Here is a 21,144-nt window from a genome sequence, read left to right on the forward strand (position 1 = left end):
ATAAAATACAAGAAATACCTCGATTTTGAAGTCGAGGTATCTTTTTTTACATTTGTACAATCTTGCGATAGCTTCTAGAAGTAATCATGAAAATCAGCACATAGGCGATGAGGAAGATAGCGCAGATAGACAAGGTCACAATCAACATCATATTCGTATCTATTACACCAATCACTTTTAAAATCAGACTAAGCATATGATAGGCAAAGGCTAGATGTATGAAGGCAAAAAGCAAAGGAAGGAAGAAAACAGTTAAAACCTGTTTGTTAATGGTTTGCTTGATTTGCTTTTGATCTAAACCGACTTTTTGCAAGATAATAAAGCGCTCACGGTCTTCATATCCTTCAGAAATTTGCTTGTAGTAGATGACCAGAACGGTTCCGACCATAAAGATAATGGATAGGAAAATACCAATAAAGAAGACACCGCCAAAGAGGACACTCATTTGAGCACTAGCATCTGCTAGAGTGCTACCATACACATAGTTACCTTCAGTGTTTAATTGAGCATTAAACTTTTGTAAGTATTTTTCATATTCTTCAGCGACTTTGAGTTGCTCTTCTTCACTGATACTTACATTCATACCACCGTAAAACTGATTATAGATAGCCGAATCTGGGAATTGGTCCAAAAAGGCTTGTAAATTAGGTACAACAAGGTAATTGTAATCAGAAGTCAAAATATTAAACTGATTTGGAACATGGTTTACAATGAAATCTTTAGTAAATTCTTCTTTGACAGAAAATTGATGATCATTTAGAGTTAGAGCTTTCTGTTCTTTAACTCCCTCATTCTTGGCAAAGAGTCCAACCTCATTTCCTGATAGAGAAAGTTTTTGACCAGCCATAGTTTCATAGTCTTTTTGGTCAAATACCATAAAAACTGTTTTGACTTGGACACGGTTTTGTCCTTTTTCAAATATGGTTAACTTGCTACCTTCTTGGTTTGCAACACCAAAGTAAGCGTAACGAAGAACTTCTTTTTCTTTGATATTATAACCTTTGTCACTTGCAAACTGGCTCAAGAGTTTATCCAAATCTTCTTTTTCAACATTTTGTCCAGTAATCCCAAAATCATGCGGATTTAGAACTTTTTTAAAGCTTTCTGAGGCATTGAAAATACTAGTAGCTGCTGACATGGTTACCAAAACCATTGTTGACAAAATTGCGATAGTTGCTAATCCAACCGCATTTTTCTTCATACGGAAAATCAAGTTGGACACTGAGATAAGGTTATTGGGCTGGTAATAGTATTTCTTGTTTTTCTTTAAGATTTGAAGGAAAACGGTAATCCCTGCATTAAACAATAGATAAGTACCAAAGATAACCAGCAAAACAGCTAGGAAAAAAGTTATTAGAGCTGTAAGGGGATCTTTTACAGTAACCGCAAGATAATATCCACCACCTAAACTAATCACACCAAGAATAGTTTGGAGAGATAGGAAACGACCTTTTTTCTCACCGCTAGCTTTCTCACGTGAGAGCTGGAGGGCATTCATACGGGAGATTCGAAGAGCATTCAGGAACATGAGACCTAGGAAAATCAAACCAAAGACAACAAGTACTGTAATGACAACTTTCATCTGGAAGGTAGCAACTAGTTCTACCTTTAATTTCATCAGTTTGAGTAGGAAAGCGAAAATCAACTTGTCAAACAAGGCTCCAATACCGATACCTGCTCCAACAGTTAAAATTCCAAATACCACTAACTCCTTAAAGGTCATACTGATCAGATGGCGCTTCTCCAAGCCCAACATGCCATAAATTCCTAGTTCCTTGGAACGGTTCTTCATGACAAAACTATTGGCATAGAGGACGATAATGGCTGATGCAAGTGTAACGACAAACATACCAAATCCAAGTGTTGTTTGGATGGTTTCTCCTCCACGAATTTCTGCAATCTTGGGATTGAAGGTCAGGGAGTAAAAGAGATAGGTGACGGTGACTGCCAAGAGAACAGCCAGCGCAAAAGGATAGTAGAGTTTGCGGTTTTTAATCAAGTTCGATACCGCTAACTTATTGGTTAATCGAAACATACTAATTCACCTCGCTTGCCATGACAGTCAAGGTATCAGAAATTTCTTGGAACATCTGACGCTCTGTTTTCTCTCCACGGTAGATTTGGTTGTAAAGAATGCCGTCTTTGATAAAGAGTACACGTTTAGCTCTGCTAGCTGCTGCTGTGGAGTGGGTTACCATGAGAATGGTTTGACCGCGCTCATTGATTTCATCAAAGACATCAAGTAAGGCTGCAGATGATTTGGAGTCAAGGGCCCCTGTTGGCTCATCCGCAAGGAGAATTTCAGGTTCTGTGATGATGGCACGAGCTACTGCTACACGCTGTTTCTGACCACCAGAAATTTCGTAAGGGTACTTCTCTTGCAATTGATTGATACCCAGATTCTCAGCTGTTACCACCAATTTCTTCATCATCTCCGTAATGGGTCTTCTTGACAAGACAAGCGGAAGCAAGATATTATCCTTGACAGAGAGCGTATCTAGCAAGTTAAAATCTTGAAAGACGAAGCCCAACTTTTCACGACGGAAGCTAGAAGCCTGTGAATTTTTAATGGTTGCTGTGTCTGTTCCATTAAGATAAACCTGACCGCGTGTTGGTTTATCCAGCATAGCTAGAATATTGAGAAGAGTTGATTTACCAGAACCAGACTCACCCATGATGGCAACGTAGTCACCCTTTTCGACGGTAAAGTGAATATCCTTGAGGGCTTCTACTTGATTGCCCTGAAAACGAGTTTTATAAATTTTTTGAACGTGTTTTACATCTAAAAGTGTCATGAGAATCTCCTTTCTTAATATCCCATCAAATGAAATGTTGCTTGCATCATAGCGCATCCCAGCTGAACGCGCTCGATATCTTTGTGACTTGGTTTTATTGTTTTCTTATGTAAGATTTGTTTCATGATGTTACTCCTTTGTTCTTTATGAGTCTAGTTTACATCAAAAAAAGACTGCTTGCCATAACCTAACCTTACAAAAGAGACTTTAATCTTACATTTTTGTAAGATTGGGGGAAATGTAGATATTTTATTAAAAATATTTTACCATAAAAAGAAAGCAAGAAGAAAACCCTTGCAAATACAAGGGTTCAAAAGTTTTAAAATAGATTAGTCGAATTCATAGACTAACAGTAAAATAACTGTTTCTACCTCACCAAAACCATCCTTCATTATCGTCAATGGCTTGGGCTTCTTTGCGTTTACGTGGGCCTGTTCCGTACATTTCTGCTTCGATTTCTTCCTTGGTTGGCATGATAGAAGCTAGGATGATATAAATAATCACGCCAAGTCCAAAGTTTGCGACTGTAAAAATAGCAAATAGAAAACGAACAAGGGTAACATCAAAGTTCCACTTGTCTGACAGACCTGCCAGAACTCCTGAAATCATGCGATTTCGTCTCATTTTATAAAATTTACTATTCATGATATTTCCTCTTTCTGCTAGGTTAGACATAGTATATCACGGGTAGGGTAGGCTTTCATCAGTCCTCGGGCTGATTTATTAGTAGCAATTTACCTCTACAAACTCCACAGCGATAGCGTTTGATATCAATCCTTCGTTTGCGATGATAAGTTTGCTGGCAGGATTGACAACGATAAAGCTTGATTGGCTTGAAGTTGCTATTTGTCAAGGATGGCACAAAGCGTAATCCATCTACTGCTTTCAACAGTTCCTTAAAATCCCTATCCTTGTGTTGATAGCCTTTCCCTTGAAAATAGAGGTGATAATGACAGAGTTCATGGCGGACAATTTTCCTAAAAACATCCAGACCTAGTTCCTGATAAACCTTGGGATTAAAATCCAAATGCCCATCTTTTGGGAAAAATCGCCCACCTGTCGAACGTAGACGAGAATTCCACTGGGCTTGATGGATAAAAGGTCTTCCGAAGTCTTCTAACGAAACCTGCTTGACATAATCAGTCAGTTTCATTTGGAGCGAGGAGCGACAGATTGACTTTTTCACGTTCAGTATCGATTTTCTTGACCCAAACAGTCACCAAATCTCCGACTGACACCACTTGGCTTGGGTGTTTGATAAATTTGCGACTCATATGGGAAATATGAATCAGACCGTCCTCATGAATCCCAATGTCGACGAAGGCTCCAAAGTCAACGACGTTACGCACCACACCCTCTAGCTTCTGACCAACCACTAAATCCTTGATATCTAGGACATCTTGGCGAAGCACAGGTGCATCAAAGGAATCACGGAAATCTCGACCTGGTTTGAGAAGGTCTGCAATGATATCTTTAAGAGTTTCTGGACCAAGGTCTAGCTCTTGCGCCATTTCCTTGACAGAAAGGTACTTAAGCTTATTTTGTGCTTCTTCGTTTAGGTCTTTAATATCTAAGCGTTTGAAGAGCTCCTTAACTGCAGCATAGTTTTCTGGGTGAACTCCAGTATTATCGAGGATATTGCTACTTTCAGGGATACGGAGGAAACCAGCTGCCTGTTCAAAAGCCTTGACCCCCAGACGAGGAACTTTCTTGATTTGAGCGCGTGAAGTGATTTTTCCTTCTTCTTCACGGTATTTGACGATATTTTCAGAGATGGTTTTATTGAGTCCAGCGACATGGGAAAGAAGAGCTGGGCTGGCCGTATTGACATTGACACCAACTTGGTTAACCACGGTATCCACGACAAAGTCTAGACTTTCAGACAATTTCTTCTGACTGACATCATGCTGGTACTGGCCGACACCGATTGACTTAGGATCGATTTTGACCAATTCCGCAAGGGGATCTTGCAAACGACGGGCGATGGAGATAGCCGAACGCTTTTCAACAGTCAAGTCTGGAAACTCCTGACGAGCTAGTTCACTGGCAGAATAGACAGAAGCACCACTTTCATTGACGATAACATAGCTGACTTCTGGAAAATCTTTAAGAACTTCCGCCACAAAGGCTTCACTTTCACGACTAGCAGTACCATTTCCGATGGCAATGATTTCCACGCCGTACTGACCAATCAAGTCTGCCAGATCTTTCTTAGCTTCTTCGATTTGACGAGCTGATGCTGGTTTAACAGGATAAATAACCTGAGTTGTCAGCATTTTTCCTGTTGCATCCACGACAGCTAGCTTGGCACCTGTACGAAAGGCTGGGTCAAACCCAAGAACCACGCGCCCTTTCAGTGGAGCAACCAATAGGAGATTGCGCAAATTGTCAGAAAAGAGTTGGATAGCTCCTTCTTCTGCTTTCTCGGTTAATTCTGTCCGAATACGGCGCTCGATAGCAGGCAAGACTTTTTTCTTAACAGATTGCTGAACTACCTCATCTATGTAGGCATTTTTTACCTTAAAACGAGCAACAAAGAAGGCAAGGATACGGTCCGTTGCATGTTCAAAACCGACCTTCAAGACACCTAGCTTCTCCCCACGATTGAGAGCCAAGGTACGATAACCCTGCATATTTCCAACCGTCTCTGAAAAATCATAATAAATCTGAAAAACCTGCTTTTCATCAAGACTTTCATCCTTGACTTGAGAAGTGAGTTTAGAGTGTCTCAACACCTCCTGATAAGTTAGAGCGCGTAAATTGACATCCTCCGATAAGGCTTCGACCAAGATATCAACTGCACCGGCCAAAGCTTCCTTCCCAGTCGTAAATCCTTCACAGACGAACTTTTCAGCCTCTTTCTCTAAGCCAGCTACATTCTGCAAGATTAAGCGAGCAAGTGGGAAGAGTCCGGCTTCACGAGCAATTGTTGCCTTGGTCCGACGTTTTTCCTTGTATGGCAGATAGAGTTCTTCTACGTCTGCTAATTTTTCGGCAGCTAAGATAGCTTCTTCCAACTCCTTTGTCAACTTGCCTTGTTCTTGGATTTTGGCTAGGACAGCTTCCTTACGGTCGTTGAGGTTGGTAAGGCTTTTATCCAAGTCGATAATGGCTTTAATCGCCACCTCATCCAGACTACCAGTCATATCCTTACGATAACGCGCGATAAAGGGAATAGTCGCCCCTTCAGCTGTCAAACTTAGAACGGTATCAATTTGCTTTAACGTCACTCCCAAGTCCTGGGAGATTTTTTCATATTTTTTATCCATGAATCTATTATACCATAAGCTAAACGTTTCAAATTATCTCTTACAGTATTTAAAAACAATATGTGGGGAATAGATTTATATTCTATAGTACAATAACTTGTACTTAGAGAGCATTGCCTCCTTTTTTAACCACCCCATGACATCAAAAGTATTTAATGGATCTGGCATAATAGCCAGTTCTGGGACCCGTATTATTGAGAAGGTTGCAATTTAATTCTAATAGTTTACAAAAGAATCTATGAGTAATTTCACTGTTTTTATTTTTTACAAAACGCTTTATAAAGCTATTTGTTGAAGTTAACGAATCAATTTTCAGAGCAAATAAAAAACCGCAAGTCTGAACCTGCGGTGGGTGTAATCTATTTTGAAATTTTAAATAAAAAAGGAGCATTTAAGCCCCTCCCTTGAAATAACGGACACTTGGCTGGTCGGTGTACCCAGCATCTCAGATACCTTTTGCAAGGTGCGGCAGGAACCTTTCTGCCCTCAAATGTCTTTCGTTAATGTTATTCTAGCACTAACTACTTTTTTTGTCAAGCTTTCTCAATCTACCAGACTTAATACGACTTTGTAACTTGAAATCTTGCAAGCGATACATGGTCGGAACATAAAAGAAATCGCCACTTTTATGTAACTTGATGGCAACAAGAACATTATCATCAAATCTTTTAACGTATTCAAAACTAGCATCTTTCTCTCGTGGATTAACCCCAACGAAATCTGGATTACTTAGTATAAGTTCCAGATCTTCGATATGATGAATCACATCATTATGATGCCGTTTCAACATATGGCTTCTTAAACCTTTTTTGTTAACCTTGATATCACTAGCTTCAAGAACAATATTAAAAATTTCTTTTACTTCGTCGGTCACCTGACCGATTTTTTCGTGTTCCATCATTTCCTCCGTTACTTCATAACTATTATATCACAATCATAGTGTATATTAGGATATATCAAGCTCTATGATTCGTTAGATACTCAATTTTAACTTTTCCCTTTTCCTCAAAATAATAGTATAATAGAGGTAGAATTTAGAATCGAGGTACACCTATGGCTGTAAAATTTACAAAAACGGACGACTTGGACAAGATGTTTGAAGAGTTTGCGAAACTCCCTGATTTGAAACAAGTCACTTTCCCTGATGACAAAGAGAAAAAAGCCAAAGCAGAAAAGAAAAACTAGATGACTGCTTTCCAACAACTCCCATCTAGTGTGCTCCAGACTGGAGCCATTTTTCTCTCTATAATCATTGAAGCCCTCCCCTTCGTTCTGATAGGAAGTATTGTATCAGGGCTGATTGAGGTCTATATCACACCTGAAAAAGTTTATCATTTTCTCCCTCGAAATCGTTGGGGGAGAATCTTTTTTGGTACCTTCGTCGGGATACTTTTCCCTTCTTGTGAATGTGGAATCATCCCCATTATCAATCGTTTTCTGGAAAAGAAAGTTCCCAGTTACACGGCTGTTCCTTTTCTTGTGACTGCACCAGTTATCAATCCCATTGTTCTATTTGCGACCTATTCTGCCTTTGGCAATTCCTTTCACATCGCCCTGTTACGAGCTCTGGGTTCCATTGTTGTAGCTGTGATACTTGGGATTTTTCTAGGATTTTTCTGGCAAGAACCGATTCAAAAAGAAAATCGTCTGGCCTGTCATGAGCATGATTTTTCTCACTTAAGCCCTGCAAAAAAAGTTTTTCAGGTCTTTGTGCAGGCCATTGATGAATTTTTTGATACGGGACGTTATTTGGTATTTGGCTGTCTCTTTGCCTCTGTCATACAGGTCTATGTTCCGACTCGGATTCTGACCTCTATCAGTGCGACCCCTCTTTTTGCCATCCTACTCTTGATGCTTTTGGCCTTTCTTCTTTCGCTCTGTAGTGAGGCGGATGCCTTTATCGGAGCTTCTCTTCTCTCGAGTTTCGGCTTGGCACCAGTTCTGGCCTTTCTCGTCATTGGTCCAATGCTGGATATCAAAAATATTCTCATGATGAAAAATTACTTGAAAGCACGATTTATCAGTCACTTCATAACAATTGTAACTCTGGTCGTTTTAGTCTATTCTCTCTTGATTGGAGTCATTCTATGATTCGATTTTTAATTTTAGCTGGCTATTTTGAACTGACCATTTATCTCCATCTGTCTGGCAAATTAAACCAGTACATCAACATGCACTATTCCTATCTAGCCTATATTTCCATGGTGCTTTCATTTATCTTGGCAATCGTTCAATTGTATATCTGGATGAAGCAAGTTAAAACTCACAGTTATCTGAACAGCCGATTAGCGAAGGGGACAAGTGTTGCTCTTCTGGCTATTCCAATTGTGGTCGGTTTAACTTTCCCAACTGTTAGCTTGGATTCTCAGACCGTTTCTGCTAAAGGCTATCATTTCCCCTTATCAGAAGGAACGGATCAAGCCATTCAGACCAGCGAAGGGACGACAAGCCAATATTTGAAACCAGATACCAGTTCTTATTTCTCAAAAACAGCCTATGAAAAGGAAATGCGAACGGCAGCGGATAAATATTTGTCCCAAGATAGCATTCAGATTACGAATGAAAACTATATGGAAGTCATGGAAGCTATCTATGACTATCCAGATGAGTTTGAGGGCAAGACAGTCCAGTTCACAGGTTTTGTCTATAATGATCCCAGCCATGCCAATAGTCAATTTCTGTTCCGCTTCGGCATTATTCACTGTATCGCAGATTCTGGTGTGTATGGATTGCTGACCAAGGGAAATACCCGTCAGTATGAGAATAACACCTGGATAACAGCAAAAGGAAAACTTGTCAATCACTACCATAAAGAACTCAAACAAAACCTCCCAACCTTGGAAATTGACAGCTTTACCAAAGTCGATAAACCAGAAAATCCCTACGTGTATCGAGTGTTTTAAAAAAGTAGCCTGGAAAAGGCTACTTTTTCTATTTAGAAATAAGAATCTAAAGTATGGGTAATTTTATATAAAACTCCGATTTCCTACTCAGCATCCTTCCAATTCCGAGCAATTTCTTCATCTTTCTGGAGTTGATCTACCAGTTCTTCAACAGAGTCAAATTTGACCATTTCACGGATACGGTCTAGCCAGTAGACAATGACTGTTTCACCGTAAATGTCATCTGAAAAATCAAAAATATTGACTTCAAAACGTGGCTCTTCTCCATCGAAAGTAACATTTTTCCCTACACTCGCCATTCCACGATATCTTTTACGCTGCACTTCGACATCAACTACGTAGACACCATCTGCTGGCATATAAGTTCGATCTCTTAAAACTAAGTTTGCTGTTGGGTAACCGATAGTCCGTCCACGAGCATTGCCATGAACAACCATTCCGCGTGACGGTAAAGGAGTGCCAAGTAAATGAGCAGCTTCTCTGACATCTCCATCAAGAATAGCTTGACGAATACGAGTAGAACTAATTTTCCCCTTTTCATCCTCAACGGGCGGAACAATGATGATTTCTCCATCAAAATAATCCTTCAGATCATCAGCAGTTTTCTTATCAGAACCAAACGTGTAATCAAATCCCGCTACAATAATCGCTGGTTTTAATGCTCTAACATAGGTATCAAAGAACTCTTGACCCGTTAAACTAGCAAATTTACTACTAAAGTCAAGTAAGAAAAGAGCCTCTACTCCATGCCATTTCATCTTATGTTCTCGTTCTTCATGGCTGACAATATGAAGCATTAATTCTGGCTTGTAAGGTTGCAAAGCAAGCTTCGGAGACTCTGTAAAGGTCATCACGACAACTGGTAGATAATCTTTCATAGAAGCCTTGCTAGCTACTTCAAAAAGCTTCTGATGTCCCTTATGAATACCATCAAAATAGCCTAATACAAGAACTGTTTTATCCGGTACTGCGATATCTTTTTCATTTTTTATAGGTACTGTTGTAATCATGAAACTATTATATCATAGAGAAAGCCTTTTCGCTAAAAGGAAAGCCCAAATGTCGTTTTTTGCCCTTGAACTGACCTTAAAAAATCATTCAAGATGTCAGTTTTAAAAAATAGCATCCCCTAAGAGATGCTATCGTTTGGTAACTAGTCTACTGTTTCTTCCAAATCTTTTAACTTCACCGAAACAATTTTTGAGACACCTGATTCTTGCATAGTCACTCCATAGATGGAATCAGCCGCTGCCATGGTTCCCTTACGGTGGGTCACAACGATAAACTGGCTGTCCTTGTCAAATCGATTGAGGTAATCCCCAAAACGTTTAACATTGGCTTCATCCAGCGCAGCTTCCACCTCATCCAAGATGACAAATGGAATGGTCTTGACACGAATAATGGAGAAAAGCAAAGCAAGAGCTGATAAAGCTTTTTCACCACCACTCATGAGGTTAAGCGACTGGATTTTCTTACCTGGTGGTTGAACAGAAATCTCAACCCCAGCTGTCAGCAAGTCTCCTTCAGTCAAAATCAAATCTGCCTGACCTCCACCAAACATCTGCTTGAAGGTCACTTTAAAGGACTCACGAATAGCTTCAAAGGTTGATTTAAATCGTTCCTTGACCTCATCATTCATATCTGTAATTGTCTCAAGGAGCAGATTTTTCGCTGACAAAATATCATCTCGCTGACTATTTAGAAAGTCCAGACGGTTGTGCACTTCTTCGTACTGTTCAATAGCATCCAAGTTGACTGGACCCAGCGAGCGAATAGCCTTCTCTAAATCCTTAACTTCTTGCTCTGCCAGATTGAGGTTTTCCAATTCATGTGCCTTTTCTAATGCTTCTGTATAGCTAATCTGATACTGGTCTGTTAATTGACTTTGTAGATGGCGCAAGCGCTCGCTGACCTTTTCTTTCTTGGCTTCAGCACGTGTTTGCTTGCGAATCCACTCTTCATTCTGCTGTCGATCCTGATCCAAATGACTGGAAATATCATCTAGTTGACCTTCAATATCATCCAATTCAAACTGCTTGCGAATCAAACCTTGTTGGAGATTTGTTTTCTGGTTTTTGGCTTCTTCAGCCTGTTGACTGAGCAATTCTGTATCAACCTTCTCCAGATTATCAACCTTTTCTTGAAGAAGGCGCTGGATTTCCTCTTGTTCGATATCTAAATTGTCCAATTCCTTGCCTAAACGTTCAATATCAGCCACTTCATAACGTTTTTGCCCTTGCAGTTCTGTCTTAAGCAGGCGAGCTTGCGCTAGCTCTTCCTGCAAGTTTTGATAGCGTTCTTGGATGGCGTTTTTGTTAGACTTAATCTCTTCAATCTCAGCTTCCAGATTTTGCTTATCACTGGCGATTGTAGCAAGGCGCTCTTGGCATTTTTCCTTGTCTGCTTGCCAATCTCCTTCAAAAAGACGATCTAATTCCTCTTCTTGGAGTTTCCAAAGAGTTTCTAGCTCTTCAACTTGCTGACTAGTTTGCTGATAAGCGAGGGACAAGCCTTGCTCCTGAATACGAGCCTGCTCTCCTTGAAATTTGATAGCTTCTAATCTTTCTTTCAATGCAGTCATCTCATTTTGCAAGGTCTTCAAAGTCGCCTCTTCTGAACTCAAGCTTGCTTCTTCTTCAGTAATTTCTTTTTGTAATTGCTCCAGTTCTGGCTTGATGAAAATACTGTTATTTTGGCGATTGGCTCCACCTGCATAGGAACCACCTGTACGCAACTCTGTCCCATCTAGGGTCACCATGCGAATCTGATATCGAACCTGGCGTGCAGCTGCACGCGCATGTTCTACAGTATCAAAAATAGCCGTCGTAGCTAGCAAGTTCTTGAAAATAGCTTCCAATCTAGTCTCGAATGTCACCAACTCATCTGCCATCCCAAGGAAACCTGGACTTGCAGCAATAGCATCTTGGTTCTGACTAGAAATCGTACGCGCCTTAATAGTGGTCAAAGGAAGGAAGGTTGCACGACCTGCTCTGTTTCGTTTGAGGAAATCAATCGCCTTGGTTGCTGTCTCTTCATCTTCTACGATGATATGCTGACTGCTGGTTCCAAGCGCAATCTCTAGGGCAGTTTGATAATGCACATCAAAGTTCAGGTGCTCACTGACTGCACCAATAATTCCACCAAGACGGTCTTTTTCTTGGAGAACACTCTTGACACCTGAATAAAAGTTACTATGATTTCTCAGGATATTTTCTAAACTTTGAGCTCTGGCCTGCTTGTTTTTAAGACTGTCCAGACGGTCAAATAGTTGACTTTGTTGAGTTTGATAGGAAGTTTTCTGCTTCTCTTGCTCCTTGGCAATAGCTTGATAGTCGGCCAATAATTTCTGAACTTGCTCCTTGGCAGTTTCAAGCTCCGCCTTTTGCTGCCTAGCTTTCTCTTTAGCTGTAGCTAATTGCTCTTTGAGTTTTTCTAGTTGATCTGCTTGTTTTTGAGAAAGCTGACGACTATTTTCCAACTCGTTTTCGATACGAGTCAACTGGTTTGAGACATCCACTTCTTCTTGTAAAAGCGCCACAAAGCGTTCACGTAATAGCTCAATCATCTGATCAGGATCATCTGAAAAAGCCAGCAATTCAGCTTCTAAATGATTAAGTTTTTGATTATTTTGGACTAGATTTTCTTCTAAGAGGGCTAAAGAGCTTTCTTTTTCAGCCTTTTCCTGACTTAGAACCTTTCTCTTATCCTCCAAAGCAGCGAAACGAGCTTGTGCTTCCTGTTGATTCAGAGCTACTTGCTCAGATTCTAATTTCGATAGGGCTAATTTTCTCTCTAAATCACTGATTAGACTGGTCAAGTCCATCAAACTGCCTTGGTCTTTGGCCATTTCAGCCTGTAAATCTTGGCGTTGCTTTTTAAGATTCTGATTTTCTTCTTCTAATTTTTCACGCTTTTGGTAGTAGCTAGTCAAGAGTTCCTGAACCTGAGCCAACTCTTCTTCTGTCGAGTCTAGTTCAGCCTTATTTTCCTTGGTTTGAGCAACCAGAACGTCTAAATAAATAGCCTTACGTTGCCCTTCCAAGTCTAGAAACTTACGAGCATTTTCAGCTTGCTTCTCAAGAGGCTTGATTTGATTATCCAACTCGTAGATAATGTCTTCTAGACGATCCAGATTATCCTGAGTTTGTTGCAGTTTACTCTCAGTTTCTTTTCTGCGAGTCTTGTATTTCAAAACTCCAGCAGCTTCTTCAAAAATGGCACGACGTTCCTCAGGCTTGGAGTTGAAAATCTCCTCAACCTTCCCTTGGGAAATGATGGAGAAGGAATCTCGTCCCAATCCAGTATCCAAGAAAAGATCATGAATATCACGCAGACGGACTTTCTTGCCGTCAATCTTGTATTCGCTATCTCCACTACGATAGATATGGCGTTCTACCCTGATTTCTTGGCCTGCATCCTTGATAAATCCGTCACTATTATCCAAAGTCACAACTACAGAAGCATAATTGAGCGGTTTGCGACTTTCAGTTCCAGCAAAGATGACATCTGGCATCTTACCGCCACGGAGACTCTTAACACTTGACTCCCCCAAGGCCCAACGCAGACTTTCTGTAATATTGGACTTTCCAGATCCATTGGGTCCAACAACTGCTGTCACACCTTGGTCAAATACGACCTTGGTCTTATCAGCAAAAGACTTGAATCCCTGAATTTCGATTTCCTTTAAATACATGAATCCAGCCCTTTCTCAACGGCATTTTTAGCAGCTTCCTGCTCTGCCAGCTTCTTAGAACGTCCTTGACCTTGACCAATGCTCTTACCTTCGACAAGAACTTCTACATCAAAGACCTTATCGTGGGCAGGACCCGTTTCAGAAATCACCTGATAACGAATAGCCACATCGCCATTGACCTGAAGTAACTCTTGGAGATGGGTTTTGTAGTCTGTAATCATTTCAAATTCGCCTGCTTCAACCTTAGGAATCATGACTTGATAGATAAATTCCTTAACCTTGGCCACATCCTTGTCCAAAAGGAGGGCACCAAGAAAGGCTTCAAAGGCATCACCAAGAATGGTATCACGATTACGTCCCCCAGATTTTTCTTCCCCCTTACCCAGCTTGATAAACTGATCAAACTGGCAATCACGCGCAAAACCAGCCAAACTTTCCTCGCGGACAATCATGGCACGGAGTTTAGACAAGTCACCCTCAGGTTTTTTAGGATATTTTTTATACAGATATTCTGAAATCAATAACTGTAGAACAGCGTCTCCTAAAAATTCCAAGCGTTCATTGTGTGAAATTTTTAAGAGGCGGTGCTCATTGGCATAACTCGTATGAGTAAAGGCAGTTTCCAGTAAATTTTTGTCTGCAAATTCGATTGCAAAATGGTTCTTTAGTACAGTTTGTAATTCTTTCATACCAACCTCTTTCTAACTGATAACAGTCCTTTTTATTATATCAAAAAAAGCCCCCTGAGTCACTTTAAAACGGGACTGGAGGAGATTTGGGCATTCTATAAAATATGATTTTCAGTTTTATACTCAATGAAAATCAAAGAGCAAACTAGGAGGCTAGCCGCAGGTTGCTCAAAACAGTGTTTTGAGGTTGTGGATAGAACTGACGAAGTCAGTAACCATACCTACGGCAAGGCGACGCTGACGTGGTTTGAATTTGATTTTCGAAGAGTATTAGGAGCAAATTTGGGTCAGAATAAAGAAAAAAGCCTTACTAAAGGCTTTCTTAGGATGTTTACATCCACCCTGAGGGAATCGAACCCCCATCTCAAGAACCGGAATCTTACGTGATATCCATTACACTAAGGGTGGAAACTTGTTTTATTATAACAGAAATTTGCTCTAATAACAAGTTTTTTTCTAGACGGGTATGCGGTAAGATTTTTTAGAACGCCTAAATTCATAATTTTTTAGGAGAACATCACCGAGTTTTAAAAAAAGACTGAACAAATTTCTTGCTCAGTCTTGACATTGATACACTTATCAGGTATCATTAATTAAAGACTGAGTAAGAAGGTCGGTTTCTTACTCGGTAAGGCGAGAAGTGTTAGCGCACTTTTCGTCTTTTTTTTATTCGATTAATTTAAGTAAATTATAACACATTTTTACATACCGTGCAAGCATTTTATGCTTGATTGTAGCACAAAAAGACCTTTTTTTACAAAGGTTATTGTTATATAACTTTTTACACACTTTATTATATACTTTTATTGTTTTCTGAAGTAGGATAACCTTTTACTATCAGGGTAACATTGATATCTAGATGTATTTTCTTTACACATTTTACTTATTCTTTTTTTAATAGTATAAGCAGAAACTTCCTCTAAAGAAATAAATTTTTCATAATCTTCTCTCCAGTTACCAAAGAATAGTTCCCTCAAAGAATCCTCATAATTCAAAACAATTATCCGACTCATCGTTTCAGCTCCAGCAAGTGTCCAGTACATTCCTCTTTTTTTCATTCTATAAGTGACCTTACGATGCTGACTCTCCATTATCCCTATTCCTGCATGACTGAATCCTCTTTGTTCGGCTGGTTTAGTGTATTGGAAATTTCTCAATATTTTACTCTTGAACCTCTCAAATGACTCTTGTTCTTCTTCTGTTTCGATATAACTTTCAGTCGTATCCAGAACAGTTCTCATCAACTGCTTATCATGTTGCTTAATCGCCTGGAAAGCTCTATCTAATAGTTCTTCAGAGTAAAATTTTAAATAATTCTTCAACTCCTTATTTACATGGTACTCATCCCAAAAATGTTCATGCCGTTTAATTCGCAAAACCTTCGCAATTTCTTTGAAAACATAGGGTGTATATCCATGACCTCCATCAGAGTTCGTAATCAATAAAGTCTGATTCGTAATTTCGTAATTATTAAACAGATAATCGATCACCTGCTCCCTCACTAAGCGATTGTCAAGACCAATAAATTCCTTTTTGTCCTGGAGTTCAAATCGATTGCTGCCAACTTTTTGGCTTCCCGTATGGACTACAAAATGGGATAAATCGTAATGCTTATTATCCTTCTGTGTGTCACGTGCTTTGACCATTACACCATCACCCTCAATATAAATAACCTGGGCTTTTCTTTTGCTAACCTCTTTATTCTCTTCATAATATCGATAGCCTTCCCTTTCCTCCAATAACTTCTCACAAATTTTTACAGCTTTTACTACAATTGGCTTTGTGATCGAAATGTGATAAGTCAATTGAATCACCTGAGTTACTTTATCATATGGCATTAAAGTAGATAATTTAGCCACCTGATACATAAATTCCCATGAGAAGCGGACGTTCTTCTGAAGCCCTAACTTCTCATCTACTGGAATGACCCAATGATCTCCCTTTTTCCAACGTCTTCTTCTGAAAGTAAACTCTCCAAATGTAAAAGCGACGGTTCGCTCCATTGAATGAATACAGGTATAGCCCTTTGCTTTCATAACTGGAATCATCTCCTCATCATATCTAGAAACAAAGTTATAAAATTCTTTTGCATTTTGAAACAGCAATTGATTTTTTAGTTCTCTCTCATCAAAGAAAGCCATTCAGAATCCTCCCTTATTAAAATTACGCTTATTTTAATAAATTTTGACCTGAATGTTCAAATAATCCTTTGTTCTGACAAAAAAAAGAGCCTATCTTTTCAGATAAACTCTTACTTGTCATACCAGGGTTTCTCTTTTTTACTAAAATAGGATTTGCTCATGTCGATAGTGAATATAGCCATTGGAATCAAAATGATACTCCATAGAATTGTCACAATTCCATCTGCAATAAAGGAAAAATCACCTGTAAAGTGAAGTCCCAAATACAGTAATAATACAACTGGAAGGAAAGCTGGAGCAAATTTTAAAACGGCCAATCCTAAAACGACTATAAACACCATACTAAGACCAAATGTCTTATAGAACATATAGATAGCTATAGCTCCGATAAAAATAAAGAATAGCTGAACAAGTCTTTTAATATCAATGAAAATCATCATAGATTCCTCCTACTTCATCAGTAATATTTTAAAATTTATTATCTCCTCGTATCTGGAAACAAAATAATTTTTGATAAGCAATCCTATCCCAATCATGTTCCAGGTAGAAAAAACTTACAAGTGAGTACAATTTTGAAATACTTTTCCGAGATAACCCTTTCTTTTTCCAAAAACGATTATTCCTCCAGTTTTTTATAAATCTACTCTTTAATTTTAATTTTTCAATTTTTCCCAAAATGGAATTGCTAACCGTCTTATAAAAGGGATCATAAGAACCATATTTACTTTTGAGTAGTCTGTTTCTCTCATTGACTTCACATAATCTAAACCAACTTTCATGAAGTGATTTTATAATATAGTCTTCGTCCGACAATAAAGAATGGATCTGTAATGCAATATCTTCAGAGATATTAAGAACATCCGTTAAATTTGAGATGAAGCTGATTTTAGATGTCTTATAAAAAAATCTAAGTTCATCATCAGAATAAACATAATGAATGAGGTTATACAGATTTACTTCAAGATTTACTTCAAGATTATTAAAATCCTTTGGCAAATCATTAACAGGAATACTATAAGTAATATTTCCAGTTGTCTGATAGTGTTTCTTTGCAAATTCTAGATCTCGCTCTATACATTCCTGAATGAACTCATTTTCTCTTTCTCGCTTCATTCCCTCTTTTTCAAAAAAAATATGCTCCAGTTCTTCAATAGTTCGCGACTGTCTTTTCCAACTAGAATACGGCATTCCTGTATAAACCATGAGACATTTCCTTTCTTATGGAACTCTATTTTTTCTTTCGCTCCATCTTTTCCCATTCTCTTATAATCAGATTCTCAAGATAAGATGAAGCTGATTTTTCACCATGATACTCTACTAAAGCATCTAACATATCATATCGAACATTATGGTGCAGAGAGAAAGGAAAACGTTGCTTTTTGTTATAGCTTTCAGGAGACTTTCTAGCCTCCTGATTTTGTTTCCTCGACGAACGAGTCTTTTCTCTCTTTGGTGTACTTTGGAATGTTTGTTTTACTTGTGCGAATCGATTCTCTGTCATGCTACCTCTCCTTCTAACACACTCAAAATATTTTCATATACGTAGTTTATATTATCATAAAACTTTTGATGTGTCTCTTTTTGGTTAGCTGTCATCTCTTCATGCTGCTCAAAAACACTCTTGCTAATCACAAGACTCTTAGCCATCAGTTCTTTCTCCTGGATAGAACCTAGGTAAGCTGAGTCTTCTTCAACAACTTCTAAAAATTGTTTACAGGTGTCTGTTACATTGTTTCCAAAGTACTTAATCTTATTTCCAATAAGATAAGGTTCTGCTTTAACATAGCTTTTCTTAGTAATCACTTCGATAGCTTCGCTCTTAATGAAGTCCACAAAATTTTTTAAAGATAACCAGGCACGAAAACCATTAAGAGAGGCATCAGAAACAGCCAAGACAATATCTGACACAGCTATAAAATTTTCTGTAACTAAGCTCTCATCATTGTGCGTATCAATCAGAATGACATCAAATTGTGCTTCTAACTCTTCGTAATGTTCGCTAAACCACATAAACAACTGGAGATATTTGTTGTTTCGACTAGCAAGATCTAACTGCTCATCTGTCAAACGCTCATCACCACAAATCAAACTGAGATTTTCTGATATTGGAACAATCTCATACTCTCCAGTCGTAAATATATCATAGACGGTTTTCTCACATTTTACATCAAATGTTCTTGTCAAATTGCATTCCCAAGCTCCATCAATGAGTAGTGTTCTAAGCCCCTTAACACGTGCCAACCAATCCCCTTCATTAAAGGTATCTGTAGTCTTACCACCGCCACCTTTTCCTAAGTTTGTAGTTTGAATCTTCATGATTCCCTCCTTGGATAATTGTATATTTTGTTATATAACTTTTTATATACTTAATTATACCTAAAACTACTTTTATTGTCAATATAAAAGCACAAAAAGTTATATAACTTTTTGTGCAACTTTTTAGCCATATGTACCGCCTATATTTCCACCAATATAGGCTTTTAGTTGGATTTGTTGAACTGTAGTATTGAAATTACCAATGAAATAGCTATTCTCTTCCCCACCTTTAGTCAAGACAACTAAAAATTGAATAACGTCCTCTGATTCTGTCGGCATCACTTCTAATTGTTTAGGTTGAAAATCATACTGATTCGTTAGAATAGCCATCGCAAAGGTTTGAACCATCGCATTCTGTGTCATAGATAAATGATTCTCGATTGTTCCCTTGACATTTGGCAGAAAATTCGTCTTTTTTATATCTGCTACTGCTTCTTCAAAGGCTTTTAACACTTCTTTTTTGTCTTCTGAGCTTGCCTCTGCATAGGGGCGTTCTAGTTTTAACTTAGCTGTCCGATAATTCTTCTCGTCTGCTGTTTCCTCTTTGGAAGACGGCTCGTTTTGAGTGGTTCCTGAAGAACTCACCTGGGCAGCTTCTTCTATTTTAGTTTGTTGAGATGGCCTGAAACTCGATACAATCCCTATTCCTGCCAAAACCAATAGAATACCTACTACAATCGATACAACCATATTCTCCTTTATCCAATCAATCATCTTATATACTCCTTTTAATTTGAATTCAATTTAGGTTCCCTATCATCTGGATAGGCAAACGAAATAACTTGGGCTCGCTGTTGTTCTGGAGTCCAAATTCGATAGTCCCATGTATAAGGGGTCTTAAACGTATCCCAACCACTTAAAGGTGTATTTTGTTCTACAAATAAGATAGATCCGTTTTCAAAGACATGACATACAATTCCTGTATGACCATAGCCTCCGCCTCCCACCTGTGTAGAAAAGATAGCACCCCTTTTGGGAGTTGACTTAAGTGAATTCCCGAATATTGATGCCCAAGCTGCTGCCTGATCTTTCCCATTACCTTGAACTGAACCAGAATGACCCCATATATGATTTGCGACACTAATTGTAAGATTCACACATTGTCCAGCTATATCGTCCCTTCCAGGATTATACCACCCTGTAGACTTAGCATAATCCATGCCTAAACTCTTAGGATCGACAATAAACGGTTTCAAACTATCTGGTAAATCTTCTGGTTTATACCCCCACGCAGTCGCATCTGAAGGAACTTTTCCTGTTCCATCGACACTACCACCTGATTCCCCACAATCACTTTTTTCAGCTGAAGAAGAAATAGCATTATCTGAAGAACTGCCATCTTGTGTATTCGATACTGCATAAGGTTTCTCACCATGAGCAGCAATGGCTTCCTTATCAAGCCACTGATACTTAGTACCTAGCTTTTCGTACATATCAGTTAGCTTGCTCTTATAAGTGCCATCTGTAGCCCATCCACCATCTGCTATGGCAGATAGAGTTGCAATGCCATTTATATTGTTTATAGCCCCTTTATAAAGTGTCTGGTGAGCCATAAACTCAGCTTTCCCTACAATCCCTGCATCATAGCTAGAAAACCAAGTATAAGCTCCTCCTGTACCGTCTCCAACGTTTGCTCCAGGCTTTGTTCCTGTTAGGTCAATACTGTCTTCACCATACGTCGCAATAGTGACTGGAAAATCGCTTTTTCTGGAGGTTTTAACACCTCCCATGTTATGAGCCATCCAGAAGGAAGTTCCATTAGGATTCGTAAAATTAAAGCCATTCTCTATCATAGTTTGAGTGATGGAAGCTGAAGGTAGAAAACCTCCTGCTCTCCAAGATAGAATATAGGATTCCTTATGCTTTTTTACAAAATCATCTATGGAGCCATCAGCTGAAGAAACTGTTGAGTCACTAGTTGAAGATGTTGTGTCTATTGCACCACAATCATGTCCACCATTACTAGCTATAGCGCCCATTATCCCAGCCAACATGGCCATCCCAACATTGATAATTAACAGTAACGCTACAAAAGGAAGGATAATCTTAGGCTTTAATAATTTTTTCATAGATACCTCCCCTATCTACCATAATCCTAATATTGTTCGCAAAATTCCATAAAAAACTAAAAATACAATAAATCCTATTCCAATCTTCTTGAGACCGTTCAAAAACTCCTTATCTCGTTCTTTTTGTGCTTCCAGGCGTTTTGGATCAGATTCTCCCTCTGAAGCGAAATAATCTCTTTCTTGTTGCATGCGATATTTACGAATCAATACGTATTGATCAAATCTCTGCTTAGTCCTGGCAATCATTCCTAGTTTATTTTTGGCCATTC

At 38.9% G+C, this 21,144-nt stretch carries 20 protein-coding genes, 1 tRNA gene and 1 pseudogene; 3 read left to right on the forward strand and 19 right to left on the reverse strand.

Features of this window, described 5'->3' with window-relative positions:
- Positions 1-46: 46 nt before the first annotated feature.
- The 7 genes and pseudogenes from EII37_RS04400 to EII37_RS04425 all read right to left on the reverse strand — a co-directional run bounded on the left by EII37_RS04400 (position 47) and on the right by EII37_RS04425 (position 6,962).
- The gene (locus EII37_RS04400) at positions 47-2,035 is read right to left on the reverse strand and encodes an ABC transporter permease (protein ID WP_124787704.1); all 1,989 of its coding nucleotides are present in this window, start codon (positions 2,033-2,035) and stop codon (positions 47-49) included.
- Position 2,036: 1 nt separating this feature from the next.
- On the reverse strand, positions 2,037-2,795 hold the full coding sequence (locus EII37_RS04405) for an ABC transporter ATP-binding protein (protein WP_000173372.1): 759 nt from the start codon (positions 2,793-2,795) through the stop codon (positions 2,037-2,039).
- 372 nt (positions 2,796-3,167) lie between these two features.
- Entirely contained in the window at positions 3,168-3,440 is a 273-nt protein-coding gene (locus tag EII37_RS04410) for a PspC domain-containing protein (protein ID WP_001085044.1), read from the reverse strand.
- Between the two features lie 58 nt (positions 3,441-3,498).
- Positions 3,499-3,948 (reverse strand): SprT family protein, encoded by a 450-nt coding sequence (locus tag EII37_RS04415; RefSeq protein ID WP_124787727.1) that lies wholly within the window; start codon positions 3,946-3,948, stop codon positions 3,499-3,501.
- Positions 3,935-6,064, reverse strand: coding sequence for a Tex family protein (locus EII37_RS04420; RefSeq protein ID WP_124787705.1), 2,130 nt, complete (start codon positions 6,062-6,064; stop codon positions 3,935-3,937). The genes EII37_RS04415 and EII37_RS04420 overlap by 14 nt, the downstream gene beginning before the upstream one ends.
- A 103-nt stretch (positions 6,065-6,167) precedes the next feature.
- Positions 6,168-6,250: pseudogene (locus EII37_RS11535) on the reverse strand (acetyl transferase); the annotation flags it as partial.
- 331 nt (positions 6,251-6,581) lie between these two features.
- Complete coding sequence (locus EII37_RS04425; RefSeq protein ID WP_124787706.1) at positions 6,582-6,962, reverse strand: hypothetical protein; 381 nt, start codon at positions 6,960-6,962, stop codon at positions 6,582-6,584.
- 155 nt (positions 6,963-7,117) lie between these two features.
- Between EII37_RS04425 and EII37_RS11360 the strand changes: the two genes are divergently transcribed.
- From EII37_RS11360 to EII37_RS04440, 3 genes are read left to right on the forward strand one after another with little or no spacing between them, the layout of a single operon-like run.
- Positions 7,118-7,249: an SPJ_0845 family protein gene (locus EII37_RS11360; protein ID WP_004234728.1), complete on the forward strand. Its 132-nt coding sequence runs from the start codon at positions 7,118-7,120 to the stop codon at positions 7,247-7,249.
- Entirely contained in the window at positions 7,250-8,155 is a 906-nt protein-coding gene (locus tag EII37_RS04435) for a permease (RefSeq protein WP_124787707.1), read from the forward strand.
- On the forward strand, positions 8,152-8,967 hold the full coding sequence (locus tag EII37_RS04440) for a TIGR03943 family putative permease subunit (RefSeq protein ID WP_124787708.1): 816 nt from the start codon (positions 8,152-8,154) through the stop codon (positions 8,965-8,967). Before EII37_RS04435 ends, EII37_RS04440 begins: the two co-directional genes overlap by 4 nt.
- Before the next feature lie 83 nt (positions 8,968-9,050).
- On the opposite strand, the gene EII37_RS04445 is transcribed toward EII37_RS04440, so the two are convergent.
- The 12 genes from EII37_RS04445 to EII37_RS04500 all read right to left on the reverse strand — a co-directional run bounded on the left by EII37_RS04445 (position 9,051) and on the right by EII37_RS04500 (position 21,142).
- Entirely contained in the window at positions 9,051-9,977 is a 927-nt protein-coding gene (locus tag EII37_RS04445; RefSeq protein ID WP_124787709.1) for a bifunctional riboflavin kinase/FAD synthetase, read from the reverse strand.
- A gap of 143 nt (positions 9,978-10,120) precedes the next feature.
- Complete coding sequence (gene smc, locus EII37_RS04450) at positions 10,121-13,660, reverse strand: chromosome segregation protein SMC (protein ID WP_124787710.1); 3,540 nt, start codon at positions 13,658-13,660, stop codon at positions 10,121-10,123.
- Positions 13,651-14,349, reverse strand: a complete 699-nt coding sequence (gene rnc / locus EII37_RS04455; protein WP_000661487.1) for a ribonuclease III — start codon at positions 14,347-14,349, stop codon at positions 13,651-13,653. The genes smc and rnc overlap by 10 nt, the downstream gene beginning before the upstream one ends.
- Positions 14,350-14,685: 336 nt before the next feature.
- A tRNA-Arg gene (locus EII37_RS04460) sits at positions 14,686-14,757 on the reverse strand.
- 395 nt (positions 14,758-15,152) lie between these two features.
- Positions 15,153-16,490 carry an ISLre2 family transposase gene (locus EII37_RS04465; RefSeq protein WP_124787711.1) on the reverse strand — a complete coding sequence of 446 codons (1,338 nt, stop codon included), beginning with the start codon at positions 16,488-16,490 and terminating at the stop codon, positions 15,153-15,155.
- 110 nt (positions 16,491-16,600) lie between these two features.
- A complete protein-coding gene (locus EII37_RS04470; RefSeq protein ID WP_053092583.1) occupies positions 16,601-16,930 on the reverse strand; it encodes a hypothetical protein in 330 nt (109 codons plus the stop codon).
- Between the two features lie 28 nt (positions 16,931-16,958).
- Complete coding sequence (locus EII37_RS04475; protein ID WP_124787712.1) at positions 16,959-17,693, reverse strand: hypothetical protein; 735 nt, start codon at positions 17,691-17,693, stop codon at positions 16,959-16,961.
- Positions 17,694-17,718: 25 nt separating this feature from the next.
- A complete protein-coding gene (locus tag EII37_RS04480) occupies positions 17,719-17,991 on the reverse strand; it encodes a hypothetical protein (protein WP_124787713.1) in 273 nt (90 codons plus the stop codon).
- On the reverse strand, positions 17,988-18,806 hold the full coding sequence (locus EII37_RS04485; protein WP_124787714.1) for a ParA family protein: 819 nt from the start codon (positions 18,804-18,806) through the stop codon (positions 17,988-17,990). The genes EII37_RS04480 and EII37_RS04485 overlap by 4 nt, the downstream gene beginning before the upstream one ends.
- A 123-nt stretch (positions 18,807-18,929) precedes the next feature.
- Positions 18,930-19,520, reverse strand: a complete 591-nt coding sequence (locus tag EII37_RS04490; RefSeq protein ID WP_124787715.1) for a hypothetical protein — start codon at positions 19,518-19,520, stop codon at positions 18,930-18,932.
- Positions 19,521-19,534: 14 nt separating this feature from the next.
- Positions 19,535-20,875 carry a CHAP domain-containing protein gene (locus EII37_RS04495; protein ID WP_124787716.1) on the reverse strand — a complete coding sequence of 447 codons (1,341 nt, stop codon included), beginning with the start codon at positions 20,873-20,875 and terminating at the stop codon, positions 19,535-19,537.
- A 15-nt stretch (positions 20,876-20,890) separates the two neighbouring features.
- Positions 20,891-21,142: a hypothetical protein gene (locus tag EII37_RS04500; RefSeq protein WP_001107251.1), complete on the reverse strand. Its 252-nt coding sequence runs from the start codon at positions 21,140-21,142 to the stop codon at positions 20,891-20,893.
- Between the last annotated feature and the right edge of the window lie 2 nt (positions 21,143-21,144).

The organism is Streptococcus sp. OH4692_COT-348 (genome assembly GCF_003859975.1).
Taxonomy (GTDB): domain Bacteria; phylum Bacillota; class Bacilli; order Lactobacillales; family Streptococcaceae; genus Streptococcus.